Raw genomic sequence first — 24,350 nt, forward strand, 5'->3', positions numbered from 1 at the left:
GGTTAAACTACTTGGGTAAGTCATAAGTCTGCTAACTTTTCTTACTCAAACAACCGGCACCTGCTTTTTTATTCATTCAAATCAAAACAGCCTCTAAAGGTTTGTAAGTAAGCGGGTTGTTTTTCTTAAAAGAAGAGTATGAAGAGGAGAGCAGTGCCACGGAGCAGTTGCTGCAAACGGGCGATGGCTTTGTAGGTAGTCTTGTAGACAGCCTCCTGCCCGATGTTCATGATGGCGGCGATTTCGTCGTACTTGAGGTTGGCGTAGTATTTCAGAAAGATGACCTCCCGCTGCCGGGCAGGGAGCCTGGAAATCAGGTCAGAGATGCGTTGTCGTGTCAGTTCGGCCGTCTGCAGCTGAATCAGGGACTGTTCGTAGGAGTCCTCGCTTTCAAAGTGGTAATTTTCGGGCAGGGCTTCGAGCAGTTTGGCACGATTGCCTCTTTTGATAACCTCATTGCGGATGGCCTTGAGCAGGTAATGCTGCACACTGGCAGGGGAGCCAATTGTCTCGCGGCTTTTCCAAATCGAAAAAAATACCTGTTGCAGGCAATCGCGTATAAGTTCTTTGTCAGGCGTTATCCGGTTGCCGTAGCGCAGCATAATGGGAGCAAAATGACGGTACAGCAGCGAAAAATCGTCTTCGCTTCCTGCCTTAAACCTGCCCCAAACTTCCTGTTCGTCCATGCGCAATTGCACCGTTCTTAAAACGGAGTACAACAATTATATTAGAATTTAATCGGAAATCATACCTTTAGGCTCTGAAAAATATACAAACGCATCTAGTGTTATAACACACAAACTGACGTATCGACTTATTTCGATGCAGGATAATGCTGTTACAAACAAAATAGTTGCCCGCTTACTGACGTGTACCTGAATTCCTATCACTTATAATATCCCCTTTATGGCAAACAAATACCTTTATCGCCTGCTGGTGCTCATAGTTTTTCTGGCAGGTATAACCTGGCAGGCAAAGGCGCAGGCAGTACAAACCATACCTGAGTTTCCGAATGGCGATCAGGAGATCACGATCATTTTTGACGTTAGGCAGGCCAAGGACGGGCGGGCCGCTGGGTTGCTGGGTAAGACCGACGACGTATACCTGTGGTCAGGCGCGGGCGTGGTGGGCAACACCAATCCGTTCCAGTACCAGCCGGCCGGGCAGACGAATTTTAACCAGCCTTTCAATCCCGGCAAAATGACTTCGCTTGGCAATGACCGCTGGCAGATCAAACTCACGCCGCGCACTTACTTTGGGGTGCCCGAAGGCCAAACCATTGATAAACTCGGACTCTTACTTAAGAACGGTAGCGGCACTGCCCAAACCGAGGATTTCATTATCCAGATCTATGATGGCAGTCTGCAGGTAGCGTTGCGCGAGCCGGAGCAGAAGAACTTCTTTGTAGAAGCAAATAGCACTATACCTGTGCGGGCAGTCATCTCCACCAAAGCCAACGTGACGGTGAAGCTCGATAACACTGTTGTTTACAGCGCCAGCAATACGGAGGAGGTGCAGACCAGCATCAATGCCGGTAACCAGCAGGGCGTGCTGCGTACCGTCACCATCGAAGCAAAACTTGGAGAGGAAACTGCCACAGAAAGCTTTACCTTTCGGGTTAAGCCCCAGCCAGTTGTGGCAGCGCTTCCGGCAGGTATTCAGGACGGTGTGAACTATATCGACGCCACCAGTGCCGTGCTGGTGCTCTATGCTCCTTTCAAGAACTTTGTGTACGCCATCGGAGAGTTTAACGATTGGGAGAGCTCCCCGGAATACCTGATGAAACGCACGCCCGACGGCAACCGCTACTGGATCGAGCTGAATAACCTGCCGGCCGGAGAGGAGGTGGCCTACCAATACCTCGTGGATGGTACCCTGGCCGTAGCAGACCCCTATACCGAGAAGATCCTCGACCCGGCCATGGATGAGTACATCCCCGCCAGCACGTACCCCAACCTGAAAGCCTATCCGGAAGGGGCGCAGGGAATCGTGTCGATCCTGCAGACAAACCAGCCAGGCTATACCTGGAAAGTGACGGATTTTGAAAGACCGGACCCGGAGAACCTGGTGATCTATGAACTGCACGTGCGCGATTTCATCGAAGCCCGCAATTACAAAGTGCTGGCAGATACGCTCACTTACCTGAAGCGCCTCGGCGTGAATGCCATTGAACTGATGCCGGTCATGGAGTTCTCGGGTAACGACTCCTGGGGCTATAACCCGATCTTCTTTTTTGCGCCCGACAAAGCCTATGGTACCAAAAACGACCTGAAGGCTTTCATAGACAAGGCACACGAAATGGGCATCGCCGTGATCCTGGACATTGTGCTTAACCAGGCGGACTACGAATACCCTTATGTGAAGATGTACTGGGACGGTAACCAGCCGGCCGCTAACAGCCCATTCTTCAACCAGCGGGCCACCCACCCCTTCAGTGTGTTCTTCGATTTTAACCATGAAAGCGAGGCCACCAAAGCCCTGGTGGAGCGCGTGAACCGCCACTGGATAGAGGAATACAACATCGACGGCTACCGCTTTGACCTTTCGAAAGGTTTCACCCAGAAAAATACGGGCGAGAACGTGGGGGCCTGGAGCGCCTACGATGCCAGCCGCGTGGCCATCTGGAAGCGCATTTATGACGAGATCAGAAGTTACGACGAGTCGGCCTATGTGATACTGGAGCACTTTGCCGACAACCAGGAAGAGAAAGAACTGGCCGATTACGGTATGCTGTTCTGGGGCAACCACAGTCACGACTACCGTAACATGGCAAAAGGCGTGTTGGCCAATCCGCAGGGGATATCCTATAAAAACCGCTCCTGGGATAACCCCTACCTGATCGGCTACATGGAAAGCCACGATGAGGAGCGTCTGCTATACGATGTGCTCACCAATGGCAACAGCAACGGCAACTACAATACCCGTACCCTAAGTACCGCCCTTGACCGCGCCAAACTAGCTGCCGCCTTCTTTTTGCCCATACCTGGCCCGAAGATGATCTGGCAGTTTGGAGAACTGGGTTACGAAGTTCCGATCAACGAGAATGGCCGCACTGGCCGGAAGCCGATCCGTTGGGAATACCAACAGCAGGCCGACCGTCAGAAACTGTACCAGGTATACGCCGAGCTAATCAAGCTGAAACTGACCGAACCGGCTTTCGCGACCGATGACTTCGAACTGCAGTTGAATGGCCATGTGAAGCGCATCTCACTCTTTCACGAGGACATGAGGGTGTACATAATTGGTAACTTTGATGTGAAGGTACAGCCAATCAATGCTAACTTTCCAATCGCGGGGGTGTGGTACGACTACTTTACAGGCAGGGAAAATACCATAACAGACCCCGGTCAACCAATGGAACTGCAGCCGGGCGAGTTTCACATTTACACTACCAAGAAGCTGGAAACGCCACAAACTGGATTGGTGCCTTGGCAGGGACTCGTGCTCTCAGCTGAAGAGGAACTGGCTGAAAGAGGCGTGACCGTATATCCGAACCCCATGCAGGAGGCTACCATGTTGCAGCTGGAAGGCGACTACCGTGGGCCGGTAGAGGTACAGTTAGTGGATATGACCGGTCGCAATTTACAGCAGGTCCGCTTTCTGAAGCATCAGCACAGCCACCAGGAGCAGCTCAGGTTGCAGCGTATACCCAATGGCATTTACTACATGCAGGTAGAGCAGGGCGGTAAAAAGTCGGTACACCGACTGCTCAAGCTAAACAACTAAACACCTGCCCGACAGGTATCATCCTACATACAAAAAGCCCTGCGTTCCGGAAGGAGGCAGGGCTTTTTGCTGTTTATTGGTTATACCTATTTTTTCACCACTTTGATCATCGTGCCAGCAGATACCTGGTCGCTTAGCTGCATGCCGTTAAGCACGGCCAGTTCGTTGTGGCGGTCATCGGGCATGTTGTTGCTGCGCAGTGCCTGGGCCAGGGTCGTGGCCTTCGGAACTGTTACAATGCTGATGCGCTCCGGCTTGCGGTTCAGCTTCTCAGGGTCCGATAACTCACGGAAGCTCTGCATGCTGCTGCTGAAGAGCTGGAAGTAGTTGTTAAACCTATCTGCCGTGGTAATGCCCATCAGGCTGTAGATGTTCTCTCCGTGCTGGATAAAGTACGTGAGCGTGCGCAAAGGCTGCTGTTGCTGTTGCTGCTGCTGTTGCTGCTGTGGAGCAGGGTCGGCTACGACCGCAATGGCAGGCAATCCGTTTACCGTTACCTGCTTGCTTTCCACAGGCTGCAGGTTGTAGCGCTGCAAAGCTTGCTGGGCGGCCTCCTGCAGGTTGGCGCCAGGGGCAAGGGTTAGTACCATGACTGCGCTTCCATCTTTAGGGCCCATCTGTACCTGCTGCGGGGAGTTCTGATAGCCCCAGTTAGTCGGCATGGTGTACTGGAATTTCAGCACAGGATGGTAGAAAACGCTATTCTCCACAAATCCCTGTTTCGGGTCTTCTCCGTAGATCAGGCCATCAATCATTTTGAGGTAGTTGTTGCGGTTTACCTGTGCATCGGTCAGGTTCTGCTTCTTTTTTTCCTCAGCCGCTAACTGGTGTACCGTGTTGTAGCGGTCGCCCGGATCGGGGTGGGAAGAAAGGAAAGAAGGTATAGCCTGTCCGCTTTCTTCCTGCTTGCGCTGCAGCGTGGTAAAAAAGTCAGCCATTTGGGAAGCGTCGTAGCCGATCTTGGTCGAGTATTCGACACCCAACCGGTCAGACTCGCGTTCTGCGTCACGGCCATACTTGAGCATCAGCAGGCCAAGTCCCTGTGAAACTTCCTGGCCGTACTGCGCGACAGTAGGCGACAGGATCATGCCGAGCAAAAGACCACCCTGTGCCAGAATGGACTTGCTTTGCTGCTGAGCAGAGTGGCGCGCGGTAATGTGGCCGATCTCGTGGCCAAGCACCCCAGCGAACTGCGCTTCGTTGTTAAAGTGGGCCATAATGCCGCGTGTGAAGTACACGTAGCCTCCTGGCACGGCAAAGGCGTTGATCACAGGTGAGTCCACAATCTTAAACTCGTAGTTGAGATTGTTGCGGTGTGAAATCTTGGCCATTGCCTGACCTTTTTCGTTGATAAATCGTTGCAGTGCCGGGTCTTCGTATAGTCCAAACTCTGCGACAATCTGTGGGTCCGCTTCCTTCCCGAGGGCTATCTCCTGGCTCTCTGACATGAACATCACGTCCTTTTTGCCCGTCACCGGGTTGGTCTGGCAGGAGCTGCTTATCAGGAACACGGATGCCAATAATCCGGTTATTATGTTCTTTCTCATCGTTTTATTTTTTTAGGCCTCCCATTAACACCCAAAAGGCAGGTATATCGCAGAGGCTGAATATGTAACAAGCAACGATAATGCAATTTTTAAGTTGCAGAATGTGCCTGCATCCTATTATATGGCCTTTTATCACCTGGGGTTATAGTCGGGTATATGCAGACCCAATGTAATATCCCGTTTGACGACGAAGTAATTGCCTTGCCGCTTTAATGCCACAATGCCGGAGCCTCCACGTTCCGGTCTGGCCTCTCGGACTCTTGCGGTCAAAAGCGGATCACCTTCGAACAGAAAATCATCCAGGTAGTACACGTTTTTATCGGGTTCCTTGACGGTGAGGTGTATGTGGGCGGGCTCTGATCGGGAGGGGTAGGAGCCAGGCTTAGTCGTATAGAAGGTATACCTGCCGTCTGCCCCTGTCTTTATCCATCCCCGCAGATAGCCATGCCGCCTCGCCCAGCCCTTTTCATCTCCTTTGGTAGGGTATATCCCTGTTTCGTCAGTGTGATAGATGTACAGGATCACATCCGGCGCCAGGGTTTTACCATCTTGCAGGTATACGGTGCCCGTTAGTTTGAGCTTGTCTTGCGCATCCGGATGGAAACCCGGCAGTGTATCAGTTGCGGTAAGTTGTTTATCACCATATTCAAGCAGTGCCTCGCAACCTTCGCAGGGACCTCCTACATGCCGAGAAGTCTGTTGGATTTCTTGTTTGTCCTGTGCCTGACAGCTAACCGCAGTGCTCAGCAAAAGGTATAGAAGGATCGTTTCTTTCATGAAGGTAGCGTAAGGTATAACATCCTTCTTACGTGCTATTTGCCGTAAAAGGCGAAGCAGTATGCAGGCGCATACTTTGTTATTTAAGGCTACAATCACCAATTTTACTGCATGTATACGCGGGAACAGGCTTCTAAACTCAGACAGGCATTCTGGACAGCATTCGGACAGTACATGGCGCCCGTGCTGTCTGCAGAAGGGTTGCCAACCAATTGGATCAATTACAAGACGGGCCTGAAGAACGTGTACTTCCGTATGCAGGTTGACAAAAGAGAGGCTTCCATTGCCATCGAAATGACGCAGCAAGACCTGGAAATCCAACAAATGTTTTTTGAGCAGTTTGAAGCCCTGAGGGAGCTGCTGCACAGCACACTGGGAGAGGAGTGGGTGTGGGACCTGCACACGGAAGACGAGTACGGAAAAGGTGTAAGCCGCATTTACACCGAGCTGAAAGGGGTGAGCATCTTCAACCAAGACGACTGGCCCGCGCTGATTTCTTTCTTCAAACCCCGCATCATTGCCCTGGATGCCTTTTGGAGCGACGCCAAATACAGCTTCGACGAGCTACGATAGGTATAGCCCTAGCGCTTCCGTGCCTGGCGCTTGAGTGGCTCCAACAGATATTCCAGTCCGTTGATCTTGATCTCGTAGAGGGTTGCCAGCAACATGCCGAGCTTGCCGGGCGGAAAACCTTCGCGGGCGAACCACTCCAGATACGAAACCGGCAAATAGCACAGCACCGTGTCTTTGTACTTGCCGAAGGGCATTTTCATTCGCACCAGTTCGGTGAGCATGGAGGAGTCGGGTTGCATAGGCTTGGTCTTTTTCCCAAAGATAAGATATAGTTGCCGGGCACAAAAAACACTTCAGAACAGTAACAGACGCGTGACCTTGGCTGAAGAAGAATTTTAATCCAGCACTTCGCTCACGTGTTTGCGGATGTTGTGGCAAATCTGGTCAATGGGCAGGTCGTTGGGGTCAGTGCCAAACGGGTTTTCAATCTCTTCCGCGATCAGCTCCAAACTAGCCAATGCATACAGGATTAGGATCACCACCGGTATTACATAATAACTCAGACTGAATACCCAGCCAAAGGGCAACGTCATCACATAGAAGAAAATAAATTTCTTGATGAAGACACTGTAAGTATAAGGTATGGGCGTGTTTTTGATGCGCTCACACGCGCCGCAATGTTCTGTCAGGGCCTTCAGCTCTTCGTTGAGTACCAGCATTTGCGCCGTGTCTATCTTACCATGGGTATACATGGCGTTCAGCCGGGCGTACATACCGGTAGCCACCTGGTTAGGGAGGTGCTTTTCTTTTTTGAGATCCAGGACAGGGTCCAGTTCACGGAAGTCTTCGTTTTCGCGCAGCAGGCACTTCATGGCGAAGGCGTAGTTCGGAATCATCAGCCTGAAAAAACGGCGGTCGTCCTGATCAGTAGCAATTGACTGCAGCTTTATGGCCAGGTTGCGCGAACTGTTGGTGATTCCGCCCCAGATCTTACGGCCTTCCCACCAGCGGTCGTAGGCGGTGTTGGTGCGAAACACCAGCAGGAGGGAGATTACGAATCCCAGCACGCTATGCATCATACCTACATTGCGAATGTACTGCGTCTCAGAAAGGTTCAGGAAGTTCAGCTCGACATAGGCTACTATACCTGCGTAAACGCCGACTCCAAACATAAGCGGCAGTAGCCTTCTGAATGTATCCGCTTTCGATAAGCGGAAGATGAAAACGAACCAGTCTTTGGGGTTGTAGTTGATCATAAAAAGAAATCCGCTTAGCCCGTCCCAATGTTTACGGGCAGGCTAAGCGGGGTTCAGTTTGGCTAAAAGCTGATCCTAAAGGTAAGCACAAATTTTTTTATCGTGCAAGACTTGGTTTAAAAAATAAGTATATTGATTTATTTATGTATTTGATTTTCAGTTCAATAAATTGATTTCAAGCTACGTGGTATGTTATGTCACTAAAGTTGCATCCTTAGCAGCACATTTTAGTGACCACCTTTGTTCTCTTAATATGGAATACTTTGTAAAGCACGGCAGTGTAGTGCGCGAGATCTGGGGAAAAGGCGACACCATTCTTTTTATTTTTGCGGGTGCCTCGGCCGAATTTGCGCTCAACAAGGCGGTAGACTGGCTCTACTTCACAGGCAGGCTGCCAGCTGACCCGTTGGGCCGCCTGTTCTCGACAGTAGGATACGCCCGGCAGATCGTGTTCTCCAGCATGGAGGGCGCACACAAGGCGATCGATACGATGGCGAAGATACATGCTGGCGTGGAGGCGAAGCGTGGCATGGCTATACCTGACTGGGCCTACCGGGATGTGCTGTTCATGCTGATAGACTATTCTATCCGCTCCTTTGAGTTACTGGAGCGGGCCTTAACCGAAGCCGAAAAAGAAGATGTGTTCGAGGTATTCTGGCGCGTAGGCACTCGCATGGGCCTACAAGGTTTGCCAGACAGTTACCCAGCCTGGCTGATAATGCGTACGCAACACTTAAAGGAAAACCTGGCACCAAGCCACCTCACAACCGATTTGTATAAGCAATACCGCAAGCACCTGGGGCCGGTAAGGTATAGGCTGCTGCTGGAAGGCCAGAAACTGATCGTGCCCGCCAATGTGCATGATCAGCTGGGCTTTAATAAATGGTCGACATTGAAGCCAGTGCTCCGCTTGTATAAACTGAGCCGCCATTTGCGTGCTGACTGGTTGATCAAATCGCTGATTCTGCCTCCGGCTTATAAAACCGAGATAAAGGAACTGGATGTGCATCCTGCATGAGGAGATACTGTTAGTGTATAGTTGTTTATTTATGTTAAATACAGGGTGGCCATACCTGAGCGATGGGTAGCTATACCTGCTCCAGGTACTCTTGGATTTCTGCCACCGTCTGGCGGGCGCTGCGGCCCACACCGATCAGGGTAGCAGAAGCAAAGCCGGTCCAGGTGCCGTAACCCACCAGCCACAGGCCTGCTTGTTCTTTGGCTTTTGTGCCATCCACTTCAATTCGGCCTTTTTGTGTTTTCAGATCAAGACAGTCCAGGTGATCGAGCGCATACCCGAAGCCGGTACACCAAATCACCGCATCCACCGGTTCTCGCTGCCCGTCTGACCAGACCACACCGTCTTCGTAAAAGCGCAGGAAAGGTCTCACCGTATGCAAGACCCCACGGCTGCGGGCCTCTTTTACGGGAGGCACCATCACAATATTGCCCACGTGAAATTGGGAAGTGTTTACTTCCTTGCCGTGCTGCATGGCGTAGTAGCGGGCCGATGCCTGGTCAAACAGCACGCGGCCGTCTACGTCATCGGGGAGAAAGATTACTTCGTTGAGCGTAACCCAGCTTGTATGGGCTACTTTAGACACTTCCGCCAATATCTGCGCACCGGAATTACCGCCGCCCACTATCAGTACCCGCTTATTTTTGAATGGCTCCGGATTTTTATAATCTGAGGAGTGCAGCTGCAGGTTTCGGAAAGTGTCGGCGCCGGGGTAGGCAGGTATAAGGGGCTTTCGGAAAGTGCCTGTTGCACTAACCACGGTACGCGTCAGGTAAGTTTTACGGGCGGTCTTCACTTCGAAAAGCCCTTCGCTGAAGCACACCTCCTGCACCTGCACCGGGCGCTCTATGGGGAATTCGTAACGTTGTTCATACCTGGTCAGGTAATCGATCACTTCCTCACGTGTTGGGAAGGCCCCCTGGCTCTCCGGCATCAGCCAGCCGGGCAAGCTACTGAAAGCGGCGGGAGAGAAGAGGGTGAGGGAATCCCAGTATTTGCGCCAGGAGGCACCGGGCGCTTCTTGATCGTCCAGCAAGACATAATGAAGCTTGGTTCTGCGCAGGTAATAGCCACAGGCCAGGGCACTCTGGCCTCCGCCAATTACTACCGTATCGTAAATCTCTTGCATGTTGCTCAAGGTATGGGGATGCTCCCTAAGATACTAAAATGCCCGGTAAGTTGGAGAATACCATACTTAATGTAGGACATTGAGTCCACTCTGTCATCTCGAATGCAATGAGAGATCTGAGTTATTTCGGGGGTTCTGCAATATTTCAGATTTCTCACTGTGTTCGAAATGACAATAAACTGTTTAGATTAATCGTAGTGAAAAGTAAACTTTGCATAAAGCTCGCGCCAGCGGCGGTTAAGCCTTACGCGATTTGCTACCAAGATCCTTTCAGGATGACAAAAGGCAGAATAAAACGACCCTTGGATAGAGCTGTATAGATAGAGATGTATATAAAACAGAAAGCCCCGACAAGTGCCGGGGCTTTCTGTTTTGATGGAAGAGGTCGACCTATTTCTGGGCCTGGCCTTTTGCTTCTATGTCTTTAAGTAGTTCGAGCACTGCCGCTTCCAATTGCTGGTCTTTGCCTTTGCTTACCAGCTCGTACTCGTTGGCTACTTTCACATCCGGCTCGGTCTGCAGATTCTCCAGGTACTGCCCTTTGATATCCTTTACACCCAGTGGCGGAACACCCCAGCGCACGCTGCCGTTTTGCAGCATTTCCCAGCCACCAAAGGTACAGGTACCCGGTACTGGCATACCTACCAGCTTGCCCAGCTTAAGGTCGATGTAGCTGTAGGCGAAGCAATGGCCGTCGCTGTAGTTGGCTTCGTTGGCCAGCGCGATGCTTGGCTTCGTCCAGCGGAAGGATGGCTCAAAACCAGTCGAACGGGTGTCGGTGGTGTAGTCCAGGAACTTTTGCCCGCTCAGGAACATGGCCAAGTCAGCAACCAGGTCACCACCGCCGTTGTTGCGTGTGTCAACCACCATACCTTTGCGGTTGGCGTATTTGCCCATCACTTCTTCGTACACCGTGCGGTAGCTCGGGTCGTTCATGCCCGGTATGTGCACGTAGCCCAGCTGACCGTTGCTCAGGCGATCTACCTCCTCGGCGTTGCGGCGTACCCAACGTTTGTATAGTAGCGGATTCTCCTCGTTCTGCGCAATCGGCTTCACGGTGATGTCTCTGCTGTTTTTTCCATTGGCGTCCGTCACAGTCAGCAAGGTGTTCTTACCGGCTTTGCGGTTCAGGAACTGGGCCAGGTCTCTGTCCGGGGTAATCGTCTCGCCGTCGATCTTCTCGATGATCATACCTGGTTTCAGGTTCAGACCAGCCTTGTCGAGCGGACCGCCCACGATCACTTCGTCCAGCTTGATGCCGTTGCCGTTATAGGTCTGGTCGTAGAAAATGCCAAGCGAAGCCGTGGCGTCACCGTTCGGATCGTTTTTGTTGTAGCTGGCACCGGAGTGCGACACGTTGAGCTCGCCCAGCAGTTCACTCAGCATTTCAGAGAACTCATGGTCATTGCTGATGTGTGGCAAGTAAGCTTCGTAGTCGGCTTTCAGTTCGTCCCACTTGGTGCCGTGCAGGTTAGCAGTATAGAAGGTTTGCTTGGTGCGGCGCCATACGTGCTCAAACATGAAGGCACGCTCGGCGGCCATGTCCAGGTTCATTTCGCCATCCACTTTCACGGTCTCCTGCTTGTTGTTACTCGGGTCCAGCTTCACGATCTTGCCGTCCGATTCCAGGAACAGGTTTTTCTGCTCTTTGTCCCACATCATGCGGGCACGGTTGGCATTAAGCGTTACCAGCATTTTGGTCTCTTTGCTGCGCAGGTTCGTCGACCACAGGTTGAAGCCTTTCTCAAACTTGGCCAGGTAGTAGAGCGTCTCGCCGTCTTTTGACACCAAGGCGTCGGACAGACTGGAAGAGTGCAGCGTCAGTTTGGCTTTGCGGTTGGTCAGGCCATCCCAATCGATCTGAAATTCTTTTTTCGGCTCGTCTTTTTTGGCTTTTTTCTTATTCTTCTCCTGGTCTTTTGCTTTCTCCTTCTCTTTGGCAATTTTCTCTTCCTGCTCTTTCACCAGGGCGTAATCCTCTTTGCTCAGTCTGTACTTGTCGTACGCATCCTGTGTGAAGAACAAGGCATATACGTCGGCTTGTGCGCCGCCGCTGTTGGCCTGGCTGCGCATACCGTCGCGGGTGCTGCTCCAGATCATCATCTCACCACCCATCATCCATTTCGGAGCGAAATCGCGGTAGCCACTTTCTGTCAGGTTGATCTTTTTGCCTTTGCCGTCCGCTGCAATGATGCCCACCTCACTATTGGCAAAGCCCGGCTCCGAGTACTCGAACAAGATCCACTTACTGTCCGGGCTCCAGGTGAAGTACTGGTCGTTGTCACGCATCGAGAACAGCTCGTTGGTGTTGAGCAGCGTGCGCACCTGCTTGGTGGCCAGGTTCAGCACTTTCAGCGTGATGCGGTCTTCCAGGAAGGCGACTTCTTTACCGTCCGGCGAAAATTGTGGGTCGTAATTCTCCTTTTCATTTTCGATTAGCGGCGTCTCCTTGAGCAGGGTAGATGCGTAAAAGTATGGCTCCTCGGAGCGCACAATATCCGTCTTGTAGATCTTCCAGTTTTTGCCGCGCTCGCTGGCGTATAGCAGCGACTTGCCATCAGGCGAGAAGCTCACGTTGCGCTCCTGCTCCGGCGTATTGGTAATGCGCTTGGTCACCGATCCTTCCACGGCGCTCACAAACACCTCGCCGCGGTAAATGAAAGCCACCTCTTTGCCATTTGGCGACACCGCCATATCACGGAGGCCACCATTCACTTTCAGGATGCTTTCGTTGTTGGTCTTGGCGTCTGTTGCGATGCGCACGTTCACTTTCTGCGCCTGTCCGTTTGGCTTCCTGGTATAGAGCTCTCCGTTCTGGCTAAAGCTCAAGGTACCATCCTGTGCAGCTGTCAGGAAGCGAACTGGGTGCTTTTCGAATTTGGTCACCTGTTCAGACTTGGCAGGGCCCTGCGCAGCCATTTTGTGTACGTTCAGGGTGCCGCTGGCCTCGCTCAGGTAATAAATTGTTTTGTCGTTGTCAGCAAACACCGGGCTGCGGTCTTCGCCTTCGTAGCTGGTGAGTTTGGTGTGCTTGCCGGTTTTGGTGTCATACTCCCAGATGTCCCGGGTAACGGAGGACACATGGTGCTTGCGCCACTGGTTCTCACCGCCTTTGCGGTCCTGGTACAGCATTTTGCCGCCGTCACGGCTTAGTTTTACCTCTTCGGCCGGAGTGGTAAGCACCTGCTTCACACGTCCGCCAGACACGGCTACCTGGTACAGTTCCGGCTGGTAGGCTGTCGGGAACTGCCGGTTGCTGGCAGCGTCGTGACGGGTAGAGCCAAAATACAGCGTTTTGTTGTCCTGGCTGAACTCGTACGGATACTCGTGCGCCGAGTGAAAGGTGATGCGCTGGGCGGCACCACCGGTGGCAGGCATTACAAAAATATCGAAGTTGCCGTAGCGGTCGCTGGCAAAGGCGATCGACTTGCCGTCGTGGCTCCACACCGGCATGAAGTCGTGTGCCTCGTGCAGTGTAAGCGGAGTAGCAGTGCCGCCTGCTGCCGGTACGGTATAGAGGTCGCCTTTATAGGTGAAGACAATAGTTTTGCCATCAGGAGAGATGGACGGGTAACGCATCCAGGAGGGTGCGTCCTGTGCAGCAACTGAAAGCGCCGATCCGGCGGCCAGCAATGCTGCTAGAGCAAACTTTTTGATCATAGGGTTTCGGATTGAAAGCCCCTAAGATAAGCAAGAAGCAGATAATATGGTATAGGTAAATTACTTAATGCGATTGCATAACGAGCGCCAGCACACAAAACGCCACAATAACCCATAAAGTAGGGGAAATGGTACGGCCCTGTCCGGTTGCTACTTTCAAAACTGCCCAGCTGAGAAAGCCCCAGATGATACCCTGTGAGATAGAATGGGTGAAAGGAATCAGCACCATGGCCAGAAAAGCAGGGATCGCCTCATCCATCTTCAGCCAGTTGATCCGGACGATCGGGCGCACCATGAAGGCACCCACCAGCACCAGGGCCGGCGCGGTGGCTATGGCAGGAATCATGGAGAGCAGCGGCGCCAGGAACAGGAAAGGCAGGAAAAGCAAGCCACCCACCACCGCCGTCAGACCGGTGCGGCCGCCGGCTTCTATACCTACCGCCGACTCCACGTAGGCCGTGCCGGGGCTGGAGCCCAGCAAGCCCGAAATGGTTGTGGACACGGCATCGGCGGTGAGGGAACGGCCCACATTGCGGGGCTCTCCGTGCTCATCCGTCAGGTTAGCAGCCTCGGCCAGGCCCACGAACGTGGACAGACTATCAAATAAATCGGTGAAAACGAAGGCGAAAATAACGGGGAAGACTGCAAACTGCAGCGAGTTGACCAGGTCAAGCTGAAAGATCAGGCTGAAGTCGGGAGCAGCGAAGAGGCCCTGCCAGCTGATAACGGGAGCCGCATCCATCGCCCACCACCGCCCCAGCGGATAGGCGGCCAGCGTGGTCAGCGCTATACCTACCAAAATGGCACCCGTCACGTTGCGGGCAATCAGTATGGCCATCAAAAACAGACCTGCCAAAAAAGTGAGCACGGAGGGAGAGAGCGGACCCAGGCCCGTCGTAGTAGCCTCATTTGGCAAGATAAACCCAGCGTTGGCGAAGCCGATGATCGTAATGAACAGACCTATACCTGCGGCGATGGCATAGCGCAACGGACGAGGTATGGCTTTGACGATGAGGGTGCGCACTTGAAAGACTGACAGCAGCAGGAAAATGATGCCTGACCAGAAAACGGCGCCCAGTGCCACCTGCCACGTGATGCCCATTCCCAAAACTGCCGAGAAGGTAAAGAAAGCATTCAGTCCCATACCTGGCGCCACAATAATCGGGTTGCGGGCATAGATTCCCATCATCAGACTGCTAAAAAAAGACACCAGAACCGTCGCGGTCAATGCTCCTGAAAAAGGCATGCCCGCCTGGCTCAAAATGGACGGGTTCACTACAATGATATAGGCAGTGGCCAAAAAAGAGGTGAATCCAGCCAGGACCTCTGTTCGGATGGTCGTGTTGTTCTTTTTCAGTTCAAAGTATGACTCCATGCTGGGACGTGGGTTAGAATGGTATGGCGGTTTAATGTTAGGCAATTTATACGGAGATGTCTTAAAGATATGTTAAAGTACTGCTTTTATGCTCGATTTCTCCTACCCCAAAGCAACCCTCTCCCTGCCCCCTTTCTCTTTTGCTTATACTTCTTTCAGGTGTGTGTCCGAAATCAAAACGGGGTGTTCATTTTCAGACACATACATGATGGCAAGCATCTTAAAAATATCCATAAGAAATTGTTATTCAGTGATTTATGTATTTGGCACATAATTAGGATAAGCAAATTAAAACTATGAAAAATAAATACCAGGCGCACATGAAAAATTCTCTATCTTTCCAATCTCAACGCAACATCAAGGCGCACTTGCTGGTGTTGTTTTTTCTCTTCGTTTACACTTCCGTGTCGGCACAGCAGGCCACTATTGCGGGCAAGGTGATGGAAGCAGCTGACAAGCCCATGGGTTATGCCAACGTGCTGCTGCTCAAGGCGACAGACTCCTCGCTTGTGAAAGGGACTCTCTCGGATGAAAGTGGCGCCTTCTTGTTTGAAGGTATAGCCGTGGGCAGGTATAAGGTGGTGGCCAGCATGGTCGGTTTCGGCAAGTCGAAGGCCATGGAGGCGAACGTGACGGCAGAGTCAGAAGCGCTCAAACTGAGCCCGATTATGATGAGCCAGGCTGCCACGGCGCTGAAAGAGGTGGTGATTGAAGGGCAGAAACCGTTGATAGAGCAACACCTCGACAAAACAGTGTTGAACGTGGAGAACAGCATCGTGTCGGCGGGCAACACGGCGCTCGAAGTGCTGGAAAAGGCACCGGGCGTAGTGATTGACCAGAACGACAACATCAGCATGCGCGGCCGCCAGGGCGTGATCGTGATGGTGGACGGAAAACCGGTACCGATGTCGGGCTCGGAACTGGCCAACATGCTGCGTGGTATGTCAGCTAGCAGCGTGGAGAAGATCGAGCTGATCACGAATCCTTCGGCCAAGTACGATGCGGCAGGCAACTCCGGTATCATCGACATCCGCCTGAAGCGTGACAAGAGCCTGGGTACCAACGGCACCTTCAGCGCTTCTTACGGACAGGGCCGCTTTGCCAAATCGAACCAGGGGGTGCAGCTGAACCATCGCACCAGGAAGTTTAACCTCTTCGGCAGCTACAACTACGTACTGCGCAAAGACTTCAACGACCTGGACATCTACCGCCGCTTTCTGGACGAAAACGGTACCTTCATAGGAGCTTACGATCAGCAGAACAGGTTCGATTTTGTGTTTAACAACCACAGCGGCAGGGTAGGGGCCGATTACTTTCTGTCTCCTAAAACAGTATTGGGCGTAGTAGCCAGCGGCTTTGTGTCGGACGTGGACCGGGGCACGAACAACCGTTCCAGCGTGATCAGCGCAGGCGGACAGGCAGAATCCTCTTTTGTGACAAGCGCCGACGTGGAACACGGCCGTCGCAACCAGGCCTACAACTTCAACCTGAAGCATACGATCGACAGTGCGGGCCGGGAGATCACCGCCGACGTGGACTACATCACCTACCGCAATACGGATGAACAAAACTTCACCACCAACTACTATAACCTGAGTAACGAGCAGATCCGCGACCCCTATTTGCTGTATGGTACGCTGGACGGTGATCTGACTATCAAGTCTGCCCGCGCCGACTACCGTCAGCCCTTGGCTGGCATCGGCGGTAATTTTGAGGCAGGCTTAAAAAGCAGTTTGGTGACAGCTGACAACGACCTGAAATTTTACGACCGCAGCAATGGCGGCAACGAACTGGACACCGATAAAAGCAACCATTTCCTGTATGACGAGAACATCAACGCCGCCTATGTGAATGCGAACAAGAAATGGAAAAAGACAGGCCTTCAGCTGGGACTTCGGGTAGAGAACACCATCGCAAAAGGGAGGCAGCTCACCGATGGCCAGGAGTTTGACCGCAACTATACGCAGGTATTTCCGAGCGCTGCAGTTAATTACAGCCTGAACAAAAAGCATGACCTGGGTATGTCGGTGAGTCGCCGCATCAACCGTCCGTCTTACAACCAGCTCAATCCTTTCAAAAACTTCCTGGACCCAAGCACCTACGCAGCGGGCAACCCTTTCCTAAAGCCAGAATTGTCTTACTCCTTCGAACTGACCCATACTTTCGACCAGCGTTTCATCACCAAGCTAAGCTACAGCCACACCACTGATGTGATGGTGAACGTGCTCTCACCAGACCCGAGTGCTGAGAGGCTGGTGGTGCAGACTATCCGCAATCTGGCCACACTCGACTATTACGGTCTCACCGTGACGGCACCCTTCTCGATCGGCAACTGGTTCAACAGCATGAACAATGTTACCTTCTACTATGGTCACTACAAAGGCTTTGTGGCAGATACCGATCTGAGCAACGGTATGCCAACATTTAACTTGAACTCGAACAATACCATCAAGCTGCCGAACGATTGGTCAGCCGAACTGGTGGGCGTGTACCGCAGCCGTGAGATCTACGGCTTCCTGGATGTGGACCCGATCTGGTTTGTGTCCGCCGGGGTGCAGAAGCAATTCTGGGCCAAGAAAGCGAGTGTGAAAATAAATGTTTCGGATGTATTCTTTACGAATAAAGCACATGGCTATACCGCTCTGGCCCGCTACGAGGAGAACTTCTACCAACGCCGTGACACGCAGGTGGCGACCCTGAGCTTCAACTACCGTTTCGGACAGGCGCAGTCAGGTCCGTCACGCCGCCGCACCGGCAGTGCCGAAGAGGAAACAAAAAGAGCAAATTGAGTGAAAGTGAAAGAGTATTAAGACTGGTTTTTGTTAATTGATAAAGCGCCTGGGTTTTGCCCGGGCGCTTTTACTTTTGAGTGCGTATACCTGTTTGGCTATACCTGACGCCCTATGTTGCATACCGCCCAATTTCGGTTTCAAGGCACGTTGAATGACTTTCTGCGCCCCTGCCAGCGCAACATTTCTATCTGCTATACCTTCGCGGAACACCAAACCGTGAAAGACATGATCGAGGCCATGGGTGTGCCCCACGTGGAGGTGCGGGAAGTGCTGGTGAATGGAAAAAAAGTAAACTTTAGTAAGCGGCTTGAGTCTGATAACCAGGTAGAGGTATATCCTTTCGAAGGAGGGGAGGCGGAATTACTGGCAGGTATAGCAGATCAGCGTTTCGTGCTGGACGTGCACCTAGGCTCGCTGGCTCGTTACTTGCGACTGTTGGGCTTCGACACGGTATACGGGCAACACCTGCACGACCCGGAACTCGTTCAGATCTCCAGCGAAGAGAAACGTATTCTGCTTACACGGGATGTCAACCTACTCAAGCACAACGCTATAACCGCTGGCTACTGGATGCGGTCACAAAACACCGAAGAGCAACTGCAGGAAGTAGTCAGCAGGTATAGGCTAGCTGATCAGTTCCGACCTTTTACCCGCTGCATGATCTGTAACGGCCACATTGTGCAGGTCGAGAAAAACCAAGTGCTGGCGCAGCTGCCACCTAAAACCCAATTATACTTCGACGAATTTTACCAATGCCAGCAATGCAGACGGGTCTACTGGAAAGGCTCGCATTATAAGCGGATGCAGGAGTTGATCCGGCGAATAAAGGAGAAGGAAAGGTATAGCTGATACCGTAAAAAAAACAGGCCCCGCTACTGATAACGAGGCCTGCCTTGCTGATCTTAAACCGATTGCTATACCCGGTAGCAGATGGCGTTGATGTTCATGCCAGCTCCGACTGAGGCAAACAGAATAATGTCACCTTCGTTCAGCTCGTGCTTCTCATCCTGGCCTTTACGCACGATGTCATACAGTGTCGGAACGGTGGCTACGGAGCTGTTGCCCAGATAGTGGATGCTCATCGGCATGATGTCTTCCGGAATGTCGCGTCTGCCGTAGAGTTTGAAGAGCGCCTGAATCATGCCTTCGTCCATTTTCTCGTTGGCCTGGTGGATGAACACTTTTTTCACGTCTCTGATATCCACGCCACACTGATCCAGGCACTCTTTCATGGCCTCCGGCACGAGCTTGATGGCGTACTCGTATACCTTGCGGCCCTTCATTTTGATGTAGCGCACACGCGGGTCACCGTCCGGCATATAGGACTTGTTCATGTTGATGTAATAGGCTTCCTCCACACTGTGGCTGCGGGCGCAGCTGGCCAGTATACCGCTGCCGTTCTCCGGCACTTCGTGGTACTCCACCACGGAGGCGCCAGCGCCGTCGCTGAAGATCATGCTATCGCGGTCGTAGAGGTCGATCACGCGGGAGAGGGTTTCGGCCCCGATCACAAGTGCTTTTCGAGCCATACCTGCCTTAAAGAAAGCATCGGCCTGGATCATGCCCTGCACCCAGCCCGGACAACCAAACAGGATATCATAGGCCACGCAATTCGGGCTTTTGATCTTGAGGTTGTGCTTCACACGACTTGCCAGTGCCGGCACGGCGTCAGACTGAATGGTGCCCTCGATCACGTTACCAAAGTTGTGCGCCACAATGATCATGTCCAATGTTTCGGGATCGATGCCACTGCTGCGGATGGCCTCTTCAGCGGCAAGGGTAGCGATGTCGGAGGTAGTGAGGTGGGAGGCCACGTAGCGGCGCTCCGCTATACCTGTTATTTTCTGAAATTTCTCAACGACCACATTCGGACAGACTCCGATCGGTTCGCGCTGATCAGTATAGAAATTGTGAGAGGTAAAGTCATGGTTGGTCTTTACTTCAGTCGGGATATAACTGCCGGTGCCAGTGATAACGGATCGCCACATATTGGTATGATAAAAGGTAAGAAAAATCAGTCGGGATTAAGCCCCAACTGCCACCCAATATATTGGTTATCACTATATACGGCAAGATAAATTCATTAAAAACGTTGGAACACCGGTCGTTCTGGTTACCCTGCCAGGTATAGCGCAATTTATACGCTGATTTCTGCTATTGATAGCCTTTTATTACCTGCTCCAGCTCCTCCATGAACAGGTGTATGTGGTAGCCGTCGGCCAGGGCGTGGTGCAGTCCGATGCTGATGGGAAGGTATACCTTATCGCCACGCATTTCCAATTTGCCATACCCGATTTTTGGTACGCCTGGGTCTTCCTGACCGGTTGAGAAAGCATGCTCCATCCCTTTAAAAGTAAACCAGGGCAGCGTAGTCATGTGTAGCAAATCGACACCCTGGTGACCATTGAATAGCTTTTTGCTTTGCTTTACAATTGCTACGATGTCGGCCCCTTCAGTGCAGAAATCCTCCAGCTTTTCGTGGTAAGGGAAGTGGGTGAAGGCAAGTTGCTTGTTGTCTTTTAAGATAGTTGTGGACAGGTCTAGTCCACTATACCGGACCACTTGTCCATTTTCAATGCGCAGCAGGAAGTTCTCGGTTTGTCGGGCAGCCTGCACAGTGGCATGCATGTAGGCCAGCGAGACTGATAGACCGTGCTGTTTGCAATACTGGTAAAGCGGTGTGATATCAGCCTCTGTGTGAACATTGAAAAACGGCTGGGTGAATGTGCTGAAAAATCGGAAGGTCTCTTCGCGTTCCCATCCCTTGATAGGTATAATTTCTTTGCTGTAGCGGCTCTGCATGTATTAGTAGGACAGTTTTTTAGTGGCCTGTCATTGATGAACGAAAGCGCAAAGATAGCTGATGCTGCGTATTTTTATTTTTTTCTGCCGCTTAAATGCAAAAAGTATATGCTTTGTTATGAATATTCTATTATATTTATAGCACTATATACTTGATGATCTGCAATTGCCTATGAACGAACTTTTACAAGCTACTTTTTCCGCCGTTAACATCATTCCCACCGCCTTACTCGCATTCGTAATGCTGTATTGGCTTGCCGTCATCTTCGGTCTGCTGGACCTCGACTTTTTCGATGTGGATGTAGAGCCCGAGGTGGATGCCGATGGCGTGTCGGCCGTCAGTTGGCTCAACAATGTCCTGGCCTTTTTCAACCTGGGCAAGGTGCCTTTCATGGTGTTCCTCACTTTCCTGGCGCTGCCTTTCTGGGCATTCTCGATCCTGGCTAACCACTACCTCAACGACGGCTATACCCTGCTTGGGTGGCTATACCTGATCCCTTCTTTTGTGGCCGCGCTGTTCGTTGCCAGGTTCCTGACCATGCCCTTTGTGCGCATATTTGCCGCCATGGAGAAAGAGCACGAATCAGCTGCCAATATCATCGGGCAAATCTGTACGGTTACCTTGCCGGCCAACGGTAACGAGCTGGGGCAGGCTGCTGTGAAGACGGCTGGTGCGCCGCTCTTGCTGAATGTCAGAACCACCCAGGGCTCCGCTGTGCAAAAGGGAGAAACCGCGCTCGTGCTCGAGTACAATGCTGAAAACAAATTTTACCTCATAGAACCTTACCAAACCATTTAATTCGCATGCTAGAATCTTTATCCTTGTCTATCGTCATTATACTGGCGGTATTCGCGATTGGCTTTATCGCCATCGTCATCAAAATGTATCAGAAGGCCATCCAGGGCGAGGCCATGGTGCGCACTGGTCTGGGCGATACGAAAGTGTCTTTCTCCGGCATTTTTGTCGTGCCCGTTATTCATAAACTGGAGGTGATGGACATTACGCTCAAGACGATCGTGATTTCCCGAACCGGCTCCGAGGGTTTGATCTGTAAAGACAACCTGCGCGCTGACATCAAAGTGAATTTCTTTCTGCGCGTGAACAAAACCCCGGAAGACGTGATCCAGGTGGCGCAGTCGATTGGCTGTAAGCGTGCCTCCGATCATTCTGCGCTGGAGAGTCTGTTTGATGCCAAGTTCTCCGAGGCACTCAAGACGGTGGGTAAGCACTTTGACTTCGTAGACCTCTACCAGAGCCGCGACGATTTCAAGCGCCAGATTCTGCAGACGATCGGCACCGATCTGAACGGCTACGTGCTGGACGACTGCGCGATCGACTACCTGGAGCAAACGCCGCTGACCCACCTCAACGAGAACAATATCCTCGACGCCGAGGGTATCAAGAAGATCATCGACCTGACGGCCAAGCAAAAGGTACAGGCTAACCTGATCGAGCGTGAGAAGCAGAAGACGATCAAGAAGCAGGACGTTGAAGCGCAGGAAACGATCCTGGAGCTTGAGAAACAATTGGCTGAGAACGAGGAAAAACAGAAGCGTGAGATTTCTAACATCAAGTCGCGTGAGTTTGCTGAGATGGAGAAAGTGCGCCACGAAGAGCGCCTGAAAGCGGAGAAAGCCCGCATTGCCACCGATGAAGAAGTGAAAATCGCTGAGCAGAACAAAGACCGTCAGATTCTGGTGGCTGAGCGCAGCAAGCAGCGTACCGACGCTGTAGAAACAGAGCGCGTGGAGCAGGCCCGTATGCTGGAAGTAAACGAGCGGGAGCGTATCGTGTCGCTGGCTCAGATCGAGAAAGAAAAGGCTATCGAAGAAGAGCGCAAGAACATCCAAGGCATCATACGCGAGCGTGTGACCGTGGAGAAGGCCGTGGTGGAAGAAGAAGAGAAGATCAAGGATACCAGGGCATTCGCTGAGGCGGATCGTACGAAAGCAGTGGCCATCAAAAACGCGGAAAGAGAAGCAGAGGAGTCGCTGGTGAAAGAGATCAAGAGTGCCGAAGCAGCCCGTCAGGCAGCGGAGTTCCGCGCTAAGCAAATGCTGATCGATGCGGAAGCAGAGCAGGTTTCTTCGAACAACCGTGCACAGGCGATCAAGACCATGGCCGAAGCCGAAGCGGCGCAGGCAGCAGCAATTGGCCTGTCTGAAGCGCAGGTGATGGAGGCCAAAGCCCATGCCCGTCAGAAAGAAGGCGAAGCGGAAGCGCTGGTGATCAAAGCCAAAGCCAATGCGCAGGCCGAAGCCGACGAGAAGCTGGGTATGGTAACGGCCAAAGTGACCAAAGAGCAAGGTATAGCCGATGCGACGGTAGTAGAAAACCTGGCTGCCGCAGAAGAGAAACGCGGTCTGGCAGAAGCCCGTGTGATCGGAGAGAAATTCACAGTGGATGCCAAAGGTATAGAAGAGAAAGCCGAAGCCATGCGCAAGCTGGATGGCGTGGGCAAAGAGCACGAAGAGTTCAAGCTGCGTCTGGAGAAAGACAAGGCCATCGAACTGGCACACATCAACATCCAGAAAGACATTGCTGCTTCACAGGCCGAGGTAATTTCCGAGGCACTGAAGTCAGCGAAGATCGACATTGTGGGTGGCGAGACCATGTTCTTCGACCAGATCGTGGGCTCCATCACCAAAGGCAAGCAGGTGGACCGCCTGGTAAGCAACAGCGAAGTGCTGAACACCGTGAAGGACACCTTCTTTCACGCAAACGGTAACGGTCACGTGGACTTCCGGGAGAACCTGCAGCAGTTCATCAACCAGTTCGGTATGACCTCCGACGACGTGCGCAACCTAAGCGTATCAGCCATCCTACTGAAGATGATGCAGAGCAGCGCTGACGAAGGCACGCTTAACACCCTGAAGCAGTTGACCTCTACGGCCACAGCCATGGGTATAGCGGATAAGCCTTACATTTCACTGAACTAACCTCACCCCAAACCCCTCTCCTTTTAAAAGGGGCCCCCGCACCCCCAAAACAGGAGAGGGGCTTTTTTTATATTCGCTCAGGCCATTAGTACAGAATCTAGCTATGAAATTAATTTAAATTTTGAGCAATTGACATGATCTAAAATAATAGATGAAGAAATTATTTGCATTGACACTCATGGTTTTAGGATTAACAACTCTATCTGGTTGCAACGAACAAGAGCGTAAAAAATCAGATGTGGAAGCTATAGATGCTTCTATTGAAGCGTTTCTAAATAGGACTATATATAAGGAACTGACAACTGAAATACTTAAGTCCATACCAGATCACGAGTTAGAGCAGACGGTTTATGATAATATATATGCGATTATTGGAGAGGACTATGAAAATGAACTCGATAACGTCCGAAAATTAACAAAAGGGCAGCAGGCAATTTTCTCTACTTGGATGGTCGAGGCGGAAGTAAATAATGGGGGTTTCAACCAATTTTACTTCAATTCTAGTGGACAGTACGCAAATATGGCTGTTGATGGGTTTGAAACTGTTGGGGCAGTAAAATTTGCTGAACTGATGAAAGAAGCAAATAGAGTATATGCCTCCATTGAAAAGAACCTTGAAAAATTCGATGACGGCACACTAGAGAGTTTTAGCGCATCCTATAAAGAAAACCCTCTTAATGACCTAGATGATAAATTTTATAAACTAGGAGAATCAGAATCTTTATCGGGTTTAAAGGCGAGATATATTAGAGAAAATATTGATCAATTTATTACAAAGTAATACTGCAGTTGCCAGTTTATTAGCATCCTACTAA

Annotated in this window: 18 protein-coding genes; 8 read left to right on the forward strand and 10 right to left on the reverse strand. The window is 51.7% G+C overall.

Annotated elements, in window-relative coordinates; genetic code table 11:
* Positions 1–125 precede the first annotated feature (125 nt).
* Positions 126–686 carry an RNA polymerase sigma factor gene (locus C8E01_RS14320; RefSeq protein WP_116544143.1) on the reverse strand — a complete coding sequence of 187 codons (561 nt, stop codon included), beginning with the start codon at positions 684–686 and terminating at the stop codon, positions 126–128.
* 220 nt (positions 687–906) lie between these two features.
* On the opposite strand from C8E01_RS14320, the gene C8E01_RS14325 reads away from it, so the two are divergent.
* Positions 907–3,726, forward strand: coding sequence for a DUF4961 domain-containing protein (locus C8E01_RS14325; RefSeq protein WP_116544144.1), 2,820 nt, complete (start codon positions 907–909; stop codon positions 3,724–3,726).
* A gap of 86 nt (positions 3,727–3,812) precedes the next feature.
* Here C8E01_RS14325 and C8E01_RS14330 read toward each other — a convergent pair whose 3' ends face one another.
* Together C8E01_RS14330 and C8E01_RS14335 are read right to left on the reverse strand one after the other, a co-directional pair.
* On the reverse strand, positions 3,813–5,273 hold the full coding sequence (locus tag C8E01_RS14330; RefSeq protein ID WP_165820652.1) for a M48 family metalloprotease: 1,461 nt from the start codon (positions 5,271–5,273) through the stop codon (positions 3,813–3,815).
* 132 nt (positions 5,274–5,405) lie between these two features.
* Positions 5,406–6,050 carry a dioxygenase family protein gene (locus tag C8E01_RS14335; protein WP_116544145.1) on the reverse strand — a complete coding sequence of 215 codons (645 nt, stop codon included), beginning with the start codon at positions 6,048–6,050 and terminating at the stop codon, positions 5,406–5,408.
* A 111-nt stretch (positions 6,051–6,161) separates the two neighbouring features.
* Between C8E01_RS14335 and C8E01_RS14340 the strand changes: the two genes are divergently transcribed.
* Positions 6,162–6,623 (forward strand): DUF4268 domain-containing protein, encoded by a 462-nt coding sequence (locus C8E01_RS14340; RefSeq protein WP_116544146.1) that lies wholly within the window; start codon positions 6,162–6,164, stop codon positions 6,621–6,623.
* 8 nt (positions 6,624–6,631) lie between these two features.
* On the opposite strand, the gene C8E01_RS14345 is transcribed toward C8E01_RS14340, so the two are convergent.
* Together C8E01_RS14345 and C8E01_RS14350 are read right to left on the reverse strand one after the other, a co-directional pair.
* Positions 6,632–6,862, reverse strand: coding sequence for a DUF3820 family protein (locus tag C8E01_RS14345; RefSeq protein WP_116544147.1), 231 nt, complete (start codon positions 6,860–6,862; stop codon positions 6,632–6,634).
* A 96-nt stretch (positions 6,863–6,958) separates the two neighbouring features.
* Positions 6,959–7,819, reverse strand: a complete 861-nt coding sequence (locus tag C8E01_RS14350) for a bestrophin family protein (protein WP_116544148.1) — start codon at positions 7,817–7,819, stop codon at positions 6,959–6,961.
* 253 nt (positions 7,820–8,072) lie between these two features.
* Between C8E01_RS14350 and C8E01_RS14355 the strand changes: the two genes are divergently transcribed.
* Positions 8,073–8,837, forward strand: a complete 765-nt coding sequence (locus C8E01_RS14355; RefSeq protein WP_116544149.1) for an oxygenase MpaB family protein — start codon at positions 8,073–8,075, stop codon at positions 8,835–8,837.
* A gap of 70 nt (positions 8,838–8,907) precedes the next feature.
* Here C8E01_RS14355 and C8E01_RS14360 read toward each other — a convergent pair whose 3' ends face one another.
* The 3 genes from C8E01_RS14360 to C8E01_RS14370 all read right to left on the reverse strand — a co-directional run bounded on the left by C8E01_RS14360 (position 8,908) and on the right by C8E01_RS14370 (position 15,001).
* Entirely contained in the window at positions 8,908–9,966 is a 1,059-nt protein-coding gene (locus C8E01_RS14360) for an ArsO family NAD(P)H-dependent flavin-containing monooxygenase (protein ID WP_116544150.1), read from the reverse strand.
* A gap of 390 nt (positions 9,967–10,356) precedes the next feature.
* Positions 10,357–13,626, reverse strand: a complete 3,270-nt coding sequence (locus C8E01_RS14365) for a S41 family peptidase (protein WP_116544151.1) — start codon at positions 13,624–13,626, stop codon at positions 10,357–10,359.
* A gap of 64 nt (positions 13,627–13,690) precedes the next feature.
* The gene (locus C8E01_RS14370; protein WP_116544152.1) at positions 13,691–15,001 is read right to left on the reverse strand and encodes an NCS2 family permease; all 1,311 of its coding nucleotides are present in this window, start codon (positions 14,999–15,001) and stop codon (positions 13,691–13,693) included.
* 320 nt (positions 15,002–15,321) lie between these two features.
* Between C8E01_RS14370 and C8E01_RS14375 the strand changes: the two genes are divergently transcribed.
* On the forward strand, positions 15,322–17,790 hold the full coding sequence (locus C8E01_RS14375) for a TonB-dependent receptor (RefSeq protein WP_165820653.1): 2,469 nt from the start codon (positions 15,322–15,324) through the stop codon (positions 17,788–17,790).
* Positions 17,791–17,904: 114 nt separating this feature from the next.
* Complete coding sequence (locus tag C8E01_RS14380) at positions 17,905–18,642, forward strand: Mut7-C RNAse domain-containing protein (RefSeq protein WP_116544154.1); 738 nt, start codon at positions 17,905–17,907, stop codon at positions 18,640–18,642.
* A 65-nt stretch (positions 18,643–18,707) separates the two neighbouring features.
* Here C8E01_RS14380 and C8E01_RS14385 read toward each other — a convergent pair whose 3' ends face one another.
* Complete coding sequence (locus tag C8E01_RS14385) at positions 18,708–19,781, reverse strand: 3-oxoacyl-ACP synthase III family protein (RefSeq protein ID WP_116544155.1); 1,074 nt, start codon at positions 19,779–19,781, stop codon at positions 18,708–18,710.
* Positions 19,782–19,947: 166 nt separating this feature from the next.
* Positions 19,948–20,595, reverse strand: a complete 648-nt coding sequence (locus C8E01_RS14390; RefSeq protein ID WP_116544156.1) for a CatA-like O-acetyltransferase — start codon at positions 20,593–20,595, stop codon at positions 19,948–19,950.
* 172 nt (positions 20,596–20,767) lie between these two features.
* Here C8E01_RS14390 and C8E01_RS14395 point away from each other — a divergent pair, with 172 nt between their 5' ends.
* The 3 genes from C8E01_RS14395 to C8E01_RS14405 all read left to right on the forward strand — a co-directional run bounded on the left by C8E01_RS14395 (position 20,768) and on the right by C8E01_RS14405 (position 24,316).
* Positions 20,768–21,394: an OB-fold-containig protein gene (locus C8E01_RS14395; protein ID WP_116544157.1), complete on the forward strand. Its 627-nt coding sequence runs from the start codon at positions 20,768–20,770 to the stop codon at positions 21,392–21,394.
* Between the two features lie 5 nt (positions 21,395–21,399).
* A complete protein-coding gene (locus tag C8E01_RS14400; RefSeq protein WP_165820654.1) occupies positions 21,400–23,535 on the forward strand; it encodes a flotillin family protein in 2,136 nt (711 codons plus the stop codon).
* A gap of 151 nt (positions 23,536–23,686) precedes the next feature.
* The gene (locus C8E01_RS14405) at positions 23,687–24,316 is read left to right on the forward strand and encodes a DMP19 family protein (RefSeq protein ID WP_116544158.1); all 630 of its coding nucleotides are present in this window, start codon (positions 23,687–23,689) and stop codon (positions 24,314–24,316) included.
* The last annotated feature ends 34 nt before the right edge of the window (positions 24,317–24,350 follow it).

The sequence above is a fragment of the Pontibacter virosus genome (assembly GCF_003096355.1).
GTDB classification, from domain to species: domain Bacteria; phylum Bacteroidota; class Bacteroidia; order Cytophagales; family Hymenobacteraceae; genus Pontibacter; species Pontibacter virosus.